Source organism: uncultured Dysosmobacter sp., assembly GCF_947631165.1.
Classification (GTDB): Bacteria; Bacillota; Clostridia; order Oscillospirales; family Oscillospiraceae; genus Oscillibacter.
Genome location: NZ_CANRKH010000058.1, coordinates 1 through 11,751 on the forward strand (window position 1 = coordinate 1; position 11,751 = coordinate 11,751).

The following is an 11,751-nucleotide window of genomic DNA, read 5'->3' on the forward strand; positions in this document are numbered from 1 at the left end:
GGTTTTCTCACTGAGAAGGTCACTGAACACTCTGTCGTCATCACAAAATCTCAGGGCCTTGCGCTTCTTCGGATGAGAGGGTATATCTTCAAGGATGAGTTAGAGCCTCAACCCGGCTGAATCTTTTTTACTTTTTTTCGCCGCAGTATCTGCGGCTGATTCCTTATGCCCTTTTTAGGGCTGGCTCGTGGAGAACGATGTTTCAAACTTCCTCCAATAAAAAAGGGAGAGACGGTATTACGCCCCTCCGCTTTTATTCATTTTCCCGCGCCCATGCGGTACTTGTTCTTAGCCAACGCGCTCCCGCCTGTGAGACGGTCGGTGGTCATAGAACGAACAAGCTTCTCAAATTGTCTGTCCTTTTGCAGTTTCTCCACAAAATCGTTGTAATCTTCAACGTGGTCAATGGAAATGTTCATGTTGATATCTCCGGCGCTTGAGCTTTCGTTGATGTAATTCTTTGAAAACCCGCCGAGGATACTTGAAACGTCCGTCAGACCGCTCAGCGACGCGGGCATCATCCCAAAACCGCCGTTTCTGGCCGTAAGATTCTGGCTTGACATCTTCCGCAGAACATCCTTCAACTCTATGAAATTCCTGGTGTCGGTCGCGTTAAGAACAAGCTCCGGTTTCCCCGGAGAACCGTCCAACTGGGCGAGTCCTGTGTAATCCACAAGCCCGCCGTGAAGGTACCTGTTGTAACTAAACAAATCGACATCCGATATACCGAAATCTTTCGCCACGGAATAACCTCCGGCGTGAGTTTTTCAAGTTCACTGATGGTCTGCTTAAACTCGGCGGATTCCGGCGTGGACAGATTCGTTTTGCCGGAAAGCTCATGGAATCTCTGCAACAGGTCAATCGCTTTCGCAAGTTCCTCATTGGTCTTTGAAAGCTGTGTGGTGTCCACCGCCATAATGGACGGGGTGGATAAGGCGTTTTTCCGGTTGATCAGCGCCTCAAGGATCTTTTCGGCTGCCTCCACCTCTGACGTGTCAACGTTGACATCGCCCTTCAAATTGGCTAAAAGCTGTTTCGCCTTTTCTATCTCATCATCCAGCTCGTCGCCGTCCGTTTCAAAGTTGAATTTAATATCCGTCTTGCCAAGCTCGATAAGCTTGTCATTGAGCTTTTCAACACCGTCGTCCATAGTGTCGAATATGGACAGAAGAGAATCCAGATTGACGTTGAATCCGAAATCCGAGAGCTTGCGCAGGATAGACTGAACGGCATCGACGCTGATACCTAAATCATGCGCAACTTGCTCATCACCGCCAACGCCGAAGTCGATCTCCCACTTGCCGTCCTCGTTAAGATGCGCCCAATCTTTATTGAGTTTGTTGACATCTTTAAGGAACGCTTTACAGCCCTTTTGCCCCTCGGTAAAGTATTCCTTCATCCTCGGGTAACTGTCATCAAAAATCTCTACGAGTTTTTCCGGAGCAAGGTCCGAAACATCGTCATAGCTCATGAGCTGGACAGCGGCCCGGAATTTGTTGGTGCCAATCAGGCCGTCATCGTAAAGCTCTTTGATATTGCCGAGAGAGCCAGTAAGGCTGTCATACATATCGCCCTCTTCGCCCATACTCTGCGCCTGCTCCCACTTGTGATAAGCGGAGGTCAGGCCCTCATATTGCGCGATAAGGGTGGTCGTGTCCTGAATCTGCTGACTGATTATATCTCTCTGACTGTAAAGCCCGGAAATGTCTGCTGTTTTCCCGCTGGCATACGCTTCGTTGATTTTCGCCGTCAGGTCGTTGTAACTGTCGGTAAGCCGCTTTAATTCCTCGACGTTCTGCTGTTTTCTTTCGGATTCATAGGCCGATTCCAGTTCACGCACGGCCTTTGTATTCAGATGGATGCCGTTCGCCGTTTTCTCAAAGAGCTTCGCGGAATCAAAGTTTACAGTCTCTAAATCCTTATACCGCGCCGTCAGAGATTTGATGGACGCTTCGCTTAAACCGGTAGAGGAAACGGATTCCTTGATTGCCGACATGAAGGATTCAATGCCGGAGGCTTCTACATCTATATTAAGAGTATAGTCCTGGGAAAGCAGATCACGCATTTCCTGGATGGTCTTCATGTAGCCCTGCAATTTCGCCAAATCTTCATCCGACGCCATATACATGGACTTGTCCAAGAAACTCTTCATCAATCCGACATCCATAGAGGACATCAGTTCTTTGATTCCCTGCTCAAGATTGTCGGCATCGTCGGCAAGCTCCGGGAACGCCGCTTGCAGTTTGTGAAGGTCACTCGGCGTCATTTCGCCGCTGTGAATTTTCTTGATTGCCTCGCCCAACGTCTGGATTTTGCTGACATAATCATCCGTGGTCTTTTTGAAAGAACCCTCTGAATCGTCGGCAATCAACGCCTCAAAGCTTAACTTCTCATCCTCTGGAATGAGCTTTTTGCCGGAGGCGACAAATTCCTGTATCTTCTCCTTGACAACATCGAGAGAACCAGCGTCTACGTCCGCCTCGATAACAAAATGATATGCCAGCGCAAGTTCTGAGTCTGACATTTTTGACAGTCCAGCCTTGTCCGCCATATATTTTGAATCCATAATGCCTTTTGGATTAAGAGCCTTTAAGATCTCGTTTTCCATCTGGGCGCGGTTTTCGTTTACCTTTTCAAGCGTCTTGTCGCTGACGGTCTTTACACTCGCGTTGATTTGGTCAACCGCCTCATCAAGCGTAAACCCGCCGTTAATAAGCGCCTGAGACAAACGCGGAGCCTGTTTCTCCAACGCATCCGTTGTAAGCTCGGACTGTTCCGCAAGCTTCTTTAAAGCGGAAATATCATCCTCAAAATTGCCGCTGCTGATGATATCATCCCAGTGCATATTCTTCCATTTGGAGGAATCCAGATTCTTGTAAATCAGGTCGATGGCGGCATCAATTTCCTTGAGCGCGTTCTTACCGTCTGTCCCCAAATCCTCAAAAGGAACCGCTTCAAGCTTTTCTTTATATTCAGCCAGCGCGTCAGTTTGCGCCCAAATCTCATCTTCCGCGTCTCTTGCCAGTTGATTGAAATAAAGCCAGTCTTCGCTTCCCTCTTTTGAAGCGTCCCTCATTTGCTTTGCGATTTCAACACCGGCAATCATCGCGGAGATATCTTTCGCATTGTCAAGAGAACCATTAAGGCCAAGGCCGTTGGCTGTGTTATGATTTACTATCTCATCAATTCTATCTTGAGATATTTCATCCTTGTAATTTTTCCAAAACGCATCGGCAGAATCTTCCGCTGATTCTTTTGCCTCTCTATGCGCTCCTTTTTCCGCTAAATCGGCTTGTATTTCTAATAAACGGTTTGTTTCTCTGAGTTTATTTAACTCTGATTGTTCAATGAATGTGAGACTGCTTTTTCCCTCTAATTCCGCAATCTTTTGTTTGGTGGTTTCAAGTTCTCCATTTAATTCATTGGCCTTGCTCTGCGCATCTTGAAATTCAGAGAATGACTTCTCCATCTGCTCATTGGCGCGTTTAGCCTCTGTAGCTTTCAATGCGATAGCGGTAATTGCAGCCGCAGCCACACCGCCAGCAACGCCAAACGCCAATAATGCTTTGGAAGAAAGCCCAATTGACACAGCAAGACCTTCAAATCCACCTTTAATTCCTTCCCAAAGTGAACCGCCAAAACCCTTATCAGATTTTGTAAAAGCATCTTCAAAACCATATTTCATCAATTGAAAGGTTTCTTTTACTTTTTGTATTATTTTTGGGGAAGCCGTTGATATAGTTTTGGAAAATTTTTCTCCAAATGACAAATCGTCAAAATTACTATCCTTTTTTAAGCTTTTAAATGCGGACTTGACAAATTGTTATTATGTGGTATAATTCCAATCAATAAAAGTTAAACTTTAAGGAGTTGATAATTTTGGCATTAATCAATTGCCCGGAATGTGGAAAGCAGATTTCCGATAGAGCGATTTCATGTCCAAATTGCGGGTATCCACTATCTAATCAGGATGTACAATCCGATATTCAAAATGCTGTAGAATCCTCAAATTATATTTTAATATTAAACAAAGTGTATAGAAATGCTATTGTTGACGCTACAAAGGCAATTAAAGAGGCATTTGATACAGACCTTTATACGGCAAAATTAGTGGCAGACAATTCTCCAACAATCTTAACAAGAAATATTACACATGATGAAGCCGTAAGAATTAAAACCGCGATAGATTGCCCCGGTGTTTCTGTAACAATTCTTCCATATGATTCATCCAAAAGCGATGAGGATATTTTATCTAACTTTAAAACATCTGATAACTTTAGAACATCTGAGGTCCATTGTCCAAGATGCGGGTCAACAAACGTCACCGCAGGACCCAGAGGCGTCAACTGGACTATGGGCTTCATCGGCGCAAGCAAAACCGTCAACCGTTGCGCAAAATGCGGTTACACATGGAAACCTTGAATAAATAATGTTTTTTCTCCTATCAGGGGCGCGGCAACGCGCCTCTTTTGTTTTCTCATGAAGTAACGATGATATGATCTATATCCTGCACTCTGCACATAAAAATCACGTCATCATCAAATTTACGCAAAACTTCTCCGTCATCTCCCATAACGACAAAGCCAGTCACGATAATCCATCTGTCATCGCCCTTTGAATCTCTCCCGCAATAATGACCGCATATACTGTCCTGCCCGTTTTTGAAAAAGATTCTGACATCCCTCTGAATAGCGCCGTCAAGCACTTCATCAAGGGAGTCTCTTTTTGGCGATATGCGAAACAGCGAGATAAGCAGATTCATGAACCGTTCAGATTTCACGATTATTGCGCCAAGAATACCAATAATTAATCCTGCAAAGCAAGATATTAAAGTCTGAAATTGCCAGATTTGTAAAATGGCGCATTTGCCGCAACGCTCTGACAATAATTGACAGGCGCTGGTAAGGATATAACTCAAGACACACCCAGCCACAACTTTCCCGCTTGATGAATACTGCCTGATAGTCAAATATTCAAAAATGAACACTGTAACATATCCTGGCACAAAATATTGAAGCAGGCGCGGCACATTATCGATTATTTCAATAATTCCCATAACTTCTTATTTCTTTTCTCCTTGCTTTTCCTTATTTTCGGGAACACGCCCAGCCAATTTATCAACCTTCAAAGGCGCGGAATTTGAATGTTTCTCCGAATTGAATCGCGAGTCGCGTTGAGATAACTCAACAACGTGTTTTTCTTCCTCATAATCTGCCATAATAGGGCCTCCAATTTCAAAGATTTACCCTATTATACAAATGTTGCAATACAATTTCAAGTATTTTCTGCGAATCCGCTAACGTGCGCAGTCACGTACCACAATTAGAGTGAAAAGCGGATTTTCACTTCTTTATTTGGACTATACATTACAAGCCGTCACACTCAGGCGGTGACAACTCGGAGGGTGGGTAGTCTCTGGGGATTGCGCATTTCTGCGCCGTCCTGCTGATGTTATCCCATCCGCCAAAAGGCGCGGCATTTAGGCTTATGTATTCCCCTGTGCCAGCCGATTGTTTCTTTCCGCTTTCGCCGCTGTCACGCTCACCGTTTCCGGTCACGTTGTAGCACAATCGGTTTTACCGGTTTCCCAGCATTTACCCCTCATAATTTTTTGATGAAGATTATGCTCACGGGCTTGTCGTGCCGCCATTTCCGCACTTCCTTACCCGCGCTATCCTCCGCAGTACCCTATATTTCGGGTCAAGATATCTTCATGATTCCGGCAAGAGCACCGCCGGAAATCGTCAATGTCCCAAACAATCCGATTTTCTCAGTGAGTTTATCGAAAAGCTCCAGGACTTGCGTCCCCATGTCGATTACAGTTCCAATGTCTCCACGGTCTAAGAGATTCTGCCAGATTCCTGTACCAGTCTCTTTGAACGCATTGATTTTGTATTCAAGGCTCTTTGTATTTGGCCCGGTTCGCAATACCAGACCATTATTCGCTTTGCGCAAATAATCCCGTGCTTTCACGCGGGAATTGACTATTTCTTAACCACGCCTCGCGGCAGAGGCCACACTTTTTCCATTTAACGGTTTTTCACCGACCCCGTTTGCGATTGGGCCGTACTCCTGTTGGCTCGGATATTTATTCTCAAGTCCGAACCCCGATATGGGGATAGTCGATGAGCGTTCTCCCTCGGCTTTACGTTAGGGAGCTTCGTTGCAGAACTACGATTGTTCCGGCGTTTAGGCTTTTGACCGTGCGCCATTCCTACGTTTTTTCCGCTTTCGCACCTTCACAAACTGGTTTCCCGCCTGTTGTGGTGTAGGACTTTACGTTTTACCTGCAATTAAATGTGTTCTGTTGCGCACATTTCTGTACGCATGGGTAGGTTTGTTTACCCATGATAGTTTCCATTTCCTGCTCCGCGCTTCCTGCGCTTGAGGCCATGTCATCCATCGCTTTTCGGGCAGCGTCAAAGTTACTCAGTATGTCCAGGGCACGGCCTCCGGCGGCAAGGTGCAGGGGAGCACCTCCGTCAACCCCCTGATCGAAACCTACGACCGCGCCATCTCCCAGACCGCCACCGCCGCCCCCTCGATAGATCCCCTGTCCCTCATGCCCTATCAGGCCGCCCCGTGGCTCTCTCCGGTATCCCAGACCGTCCCGGAGATGGGCCAGCGCGTTTCCCAACAGGTGGAAGAGCTGCAAAACCGGAACGCCGACCTCTCCCGCACCATCGGCACGCTGGAGAAAAGCACCTCCGGCCTCATGTCCCTGTTCCCGGGCCAGAGCCGGAGAATGGAGGAGCTTCAAAAGCAACAGGAGGAGTATGACAAAAACGCCCGCGCCGTCACCGCCCTCACAGCGGGGCAGGAGGCGCGGGAGGCCGCAGTCCGGCAGGGCAGCCCCGCCGTCCCCACCCCCGACACGCACATTTATTCCCCCGGCCTCGCCGAGACGCCCGCCGCCCGCGCCGTCGGGCAGAAAATTGAAGAGAGCGAGGACGCCTGGAAGAACGGTTACCCGGCGGAGGTCCGGGCCCAGGCGCAAAGCCTCTATAACACCACCTTCAACGACCTCATTTCCCGAGGCGTCGACCGGGCGCAGGCCGATATGCAGGCGGGCAAGGCCCGGGCCGACTGCCTGCTGAACGCCGCCAACAACCGGGGGAACGTCCGCGCATCCCTCGCCGGGGAGTACTACAACGCCAGAGTGACCGACGAGCAGACCCGCCTCGCCGCCGACAGCCGGGCCAGCCGCGCCTTTGAGGACCTTTACAAGGTGGATGAGGCCGAGGACGCCATGATCCGCCTTTTGGAAAAGACGAGCCGGGGGCAGGACAACTGGCAGGAGGACGCGCGGATCATCGCCGACGCGCTGAACATCACGGTGGAAAACTCCGGCGGGATGGACGCATACCGCGCCCGCCTCCAAACCGCCCTCTCCGGCGGCACGCTGGACGCACGCAGAAGCGCCGACGAGCAGACGGTACGGGACAGCGGTCTCGACCCGGACCTCCTGAAGGAGGCCCGGGAGCGGCAGGAGACCGCGCAAAAGGCCCGGGAGCGCCAGACGTACATCGCCGAGGAGACGAAGCGCGACCCGTGGGGCATGAACCTCACCAGTGTCCTGCTCTCCCCCCTGCAAGGCGCCGAGTATGTTTCCCAGTCTTTGGGGAACATCGGGCACAACGACACAAGCGACCTGCGCAATTACCGCCCCCTGGACGCGAACGCCATGCCCCTGACGGACACGGTCAGCGGAATCCGCGACGCCACCGCGCAGAACATAGACAACCGTGTTCTGTCCTTCCTCTACCAAACCGGCATGAGCATCGCCGACAGCACCGCCCAGATCGCCGCCCTGGGTCCCGCCTCCGTGTTCGTCATGGCCGGTTCCTCCGCCGCGAACCAGATGCGCGACGTGCTCCAACGCGGCGGCACCAACCGCCAGGCCATCCTCTCCGGCGCGGCGGCGGGCGCTGCGGAGGCCCTCTTCGAGAAGGTCAGCATCGACAACCTCCTGGCCCAGAAGTCCGTCACCGGCCTTCGTTCCTGGCTTGCCGAGACCGCCAAGCAGATGGGCGTAGAGGCCAGCGAGGAGACCTTCACCGAGATCGCCAACATCCTCAGCGACGCCGCCATCATGGGCGAAAACTCCGACTTCCGGAGAAAGATAAACGACTACACCGCCCAGGGCCTGACCCCCGACCAGGCCAAGCGCCGCGCGTATCTGGACAGCGTGAAAGAGGTGGCCCTCGCGGGCCTCGGAGGCGCCCTCTCCGGCGGCCTCATGGGCGGCGCGGTCAATGCAATGAACGGGGTACGGAACATCTACAATCCGCTCATAGAGACCTACGACCGCGCCCGGAATCAGGCCGCAGCGCAGGCGGGAACGCGGATTCAGGGCGATACACCAACCGATACACCAACCGCCCCCGCGCAGACCAACCCGGCGGTCGGTCAATCCGCGCCCGCAGTTGTGGAAAATGCGGAAGGGCAAAATAATACCGCCCTCAGTGCAGGGGCGGAAAGTCTCGTTTCTGCGGAAAACATGGCCCGTTACCGGAAGGAGATCGACGGAGTTTTCGACGGGTCTCTGCCCAGCGGCCGCATGATCTTGGTAGGCGAAACCCCAACGGTATTACTTGCTCATGGGGCAAATACTATACCGCTTACAATGTCCCAAAGCGGGGCTATGAAAATAGCTTACCCCGAAAACTATTTCGGTGGTAAACACAACCTGGGAATATCAGCGGTCAAAAATATACCGTATCAAATCGCCGACCCCTTAGCGATTACAAGGTCAAATACCCAAAAAGACAGTTTGGTAATTCTCACTGATTGGACCGATGAGCACGGAAATTCTGTCATTATACCCATTCACCTAAACAAACAGGGCGCTTTAACACCCGAAAATCGAATTGCAAGCGCATACGGAAGAGATCTAAGAGCAATTCTTGGTACAAATAACGCCAATGTGATCTACACAAGAAATAATGAGAATATCAATCAGCTTCTTTCCAGCAGGCTGCAATTGCCTGAGGCGATGGCTGACGATACTCTCATTACTTCTACTGTACCACAGACCGCCCCCAATGTCAACCCCGATTCCGAGAATCAGTCCTCCGCCTCTCCCGAATTTCACAACATCGGCGCCGCTCAGCAGGGCTTCACCACCCCCACTCACGGAAATATCGTCTACACGCAGAACGAAACCATGTCCCACGGCGTGGACCTGACCGAGGAGGAGCGGGAGCGCTACACCCCCGGCGTCCATGAGCGGGTCACCGCCCAAATGTCCCGTGAGCGGGCCGAGGGCCTTTTCTATGAGGACGAGAACGGCAATGTGGTCAACGTGGAGGACACCGTAAACGGCCTTCTGGAAAAGGACGCCTGGACGGGCGTGGAGCAGGACGCGGCCCAGATGGCCTTCCGGCAGATGAAGGACCGGCTTCGCGACCTGACGCCCGAGCAGTACAACAGCTTCCAGGCCCTCTCCCGCGCCATCGAGGAGATCGGCGGCACCGAGGCCGGGCGCAGCTTGCAGGCCCGGCAGAAATGGGTGGACAGCGGCGATGGCATCGTCTCCGAGACCATGCACATCCTGGACGACCCCCGCATCGACCCCAACGCCGCGAGGCGGGTCATGGAGCAGGTGGGGGACCTGTCCCAGAGGTTCGACGACGCCGGGGAGGCTGGGAACATCGACGACTATTTCAGCATCACCCGCGAGGCCGCCCTCACCCGGCGCACCTCCCGTGGCACCAACGAGCAGATCAAGCGCACCGCCGAGTGGGCCATGAAACAGATAAAGGCCCACAATGACATGGAATTTGCCAGAAGCGCCGCCCGCGCCAGCATCGTCGCAATGGCGCAGGACTACGTGCCCCGGAGCCTGTCTGCCCAGGTTCAGGCCTTCCGCCGGGACGCCATGCTCTCCAAAATCTCCACATGGGCCCGCAACGTGGTTTCCAACAACGTGTTCGACCCCATCGACAGTATCGCCCGGGACATCTCCGTCCCTCTGGACATCGCGCTTTCCCGGCTGACACACACGCGCTCCACGGCCCTTGACGCCTCCTGGTTCTCCGCGGCCAAGCGGCAGGGCGCCAACTACGGAGCGGCCAGGGCTTTCCTGGAATGCGCGTTGGACATCAGCGCCGAGGGCGCCGAAAGCCGGTACGGACAGGCGGGGAACAGGACCTTCAGGACCACCGGCAACGTGTTCCAGCGGTTCATGTCCCAGTGGGAGAAAATTTCCAACTACGCCATGTACAGCACCGACCAGTGGCAGAAGGGCGGCATCCAGTCGGAGATCCAGCGCGGCATCGACCGGCTCTATGACCGGGGCCTCATCACCGACGAGTCCCTCCGGAACGCCGGAGAGCAGGAGGCCACCTTCCGCACCTTCCAGGAGGACAGCGCTCTGGCAAGCGGCCTCTCAGCCGTGCGCCGGGGTCTCAACAGCATCGCCCATGTGGGGGAGATGGGTTTGGGGGATATCCTCATGCCCTTCGTGCAGGTCCCCGCGAATCTGGTGGACATCACGGTGGACTACTCCCCGCTGGGAATTGCCCGGGGCATCTACCGGCTGACCGACACGCTCATTGACGCCCGCCGTGGCACCATGACCGCCGCCCAGCAGGCCCGGGCCGTCCAGACCGTGGGCCGCTCCCTCACAGGCACCGGCATTCTTGCCCTCGCCGTAATCGCCAAAATGGCAGGCGCCCTCATCATTTCCGACGACGGGCGGGACGAGGACAAGGACAAGGCGGCCCTTGAGAGCCAGGCGAATCTTTCCGGAACGCAAGTCAATCTGTCCGGGATAAAGCGATTCCTCACCGGCGGGAGCGCAAAGCTCCAGCCCGGAGATACGCTGATGTCCATTGGCTTCATGGACCCGCTGAACGCGCTTCTGAACATGGGCGGCCTCATCGCCGACGATTATCTGGCGGAACACGAGGGCGAGGAGAACGGGGTCGCCTTGGGCGAGATCTTCAGCGACGCCGCCTCCGGCGTCACACAGTCCCTGATGGACCTCCCCATGATGTCCCCGCTGGCCGAGGCCGCTCAGGCCTACCAGTATTCCAAAGCCGACACCGAGGGCGGCCGGTGGATGGACGCCGCCAAGCAGTACGCCGCCGGACAGGTCACCAGCCTTGTCCCCAACCTCGTGAAGGGCGTCGCCCAGGGCTTTGACAGCAGGAAAAGAGACCTGTACAGCGGGGAAACTCTGGGCCGTCAGACGCAGGACAGCCTTATGAGCAGTCTCCCCTTCCTTCGGCAAAAGCTCCCCGTGAAACAGGACAGCTTCGGCCAGGAGATGGACAGCGGCAACCGAATCCTGAACGCCCTCAATAACAACATCCTCCCCGGCTCCATCGTCCAGTACCAACCCCGGAACGAGGTCATAGAGAATTGGCTTGACGACCTCTACAGCGCCACCGGCTCCGTGACCATGTACCCCGACAAGAACCCGCCCAACTCCATCAGCAAGGACACCGACGGCGACGGCAAAGCGGAGAAATTCGAGCTGACAGCGGAGGACAAGCGGCAGTACAAAACCACATACGGCAATATCCTGATAGACCTCTACGACCGGATGCTAAACAGCCAGGGCACCATCACCCCCGAGGAGCTTGTGGACATCGCCTCCGACCTCAAGAGCTACGCCGGGAACCAGGCCAAGCAGAACTATTTCGACACCCACAACATCAACGCCGAGGCAAGCACCAACTCCGTCAACAAGGCCGTGCAAGCCATCGAGGACGGCATCACCCTGGGCCAGTACTACCAGCTCAA

General features: G+C 53.3%; 7 protein-coding genes. 2 read left to right on the top strand and 5 right to left on the bottom strand.

Features of this window, described 5'->3' with window-relative positions:
• Positions 1-257: 257 nt before the first annotated feature.
• Complete coding sequence (locus Q0Z69_RS15360; protein WP_298035279.1) at positions 258-584, bottom strand: hypothetical protein; 327 nt, start codon at positions 582-584, stop codon at positions 258-260.
• Positions 585-586: 2 nt separating this feature from the next.
• A complete protein-coding gene (locus Q0Z69_RS15365) occupies positions 587-3,769 on the bottom strand; it encodes a hypothetical protein (RefSeq protein ID WP_298035280.1) in 3,183 nt (1,060 codons plus the stop codon).
• 110 nt (positions 3,770-3,879) lie between these two features.
• Here Q0Z69_RS15365 and Q0Z69_RS15370 point away from each other — a divergent pair, with 110 nt between their 5' ends.
• The gene (locus tag Q0Z69_RS15370) at positions 3,880-4,422 is read left to right on the top strand and encodes a zinc ribbon domain-containing protein (RefSeq protein ID WP_298035281.1); all 543 of its coding nucleotides are present in this window, start codon (positions 3,880-3,882) and stop codon (positions 4,420-4,422) included.
• A gap of 55 nt (positions 4,423-4,477) precedes the next feature.
• Here Q0Z69_RS15370 and Q0Z69_RS15375 read toward each other — a convergent pair whose 3' ends face one another.
• The 3 genes from Q0Z69_RS15375 to Q0Z69_RS15385 all read right to left on the bottom strand — a co-directional run bounded on the left by Q0Z69_RS15375 (position 4,478) and on the right by Q0Z69_RS15385 (position 5,973).
• Entirely contained in the window at positions 4,478-5,056 is a 579-nt protein-coding gene (locus Q0Z69_RS15375; RefSeq protein WP_298035282.1) for a hypothetical protein, read from the bottom strand.
• A 6-nt stretch (positions 5,057-5,062) separates the two neighbouring features.
• On the bottom strand, positions 5,063-5,218 hold the full coding sequence (locus Q0Z69_RS15380) for a hypothetical protein (protein ID WP_298035283.1): 156 nt from the start codon (positions 5,216-5,218) through the stop codon (positions 5,063-5,065).
• Between the two features lie 482 nt (positions 5,219-5,700).
• Positions 5,701-5,973: a hypothetical protein gene (locus Q0Z69_RS15385; protein WP_298035284.1), complete on the bottom strand. Its 273-nt coding sequence runs from the start codon at positions 5,971-5,973 to the stop codon at positions 5,701-5,703.
• Positions 5,974-6,463: 490 nt separating this feature from the next.
• On the opposite strand from Q0Z69_RS15385, the gene Q0Z69_RS15390 reads away from it, so the two are divergent.
• On the top strand, positions 6,464-11,751 hold a 5,288-nt coding region (locus tag Q0Z69_RS15390), incomplete at its 3' end, for a hypothetical protein (protein ID WP_298035285.1).

Excerpts from the sequence above, each read along its gene's own strand:
- Q0Z69_RS15380 (WP_298035283.1), bottom strand. The coding sequence starts at position 5,218 with ATGGCAGATTATGAGGAAGAAAAACACGTTGTTGAGTTATCTCAACGC.
- Q0Z69_RS15375 (WP_298035282.1), bottom strand. The coding sequence starts at position 5,056 with ATGGGAATTATTGAAATAATCGATAATGTGCCGCGCCTGCTTCAATAT.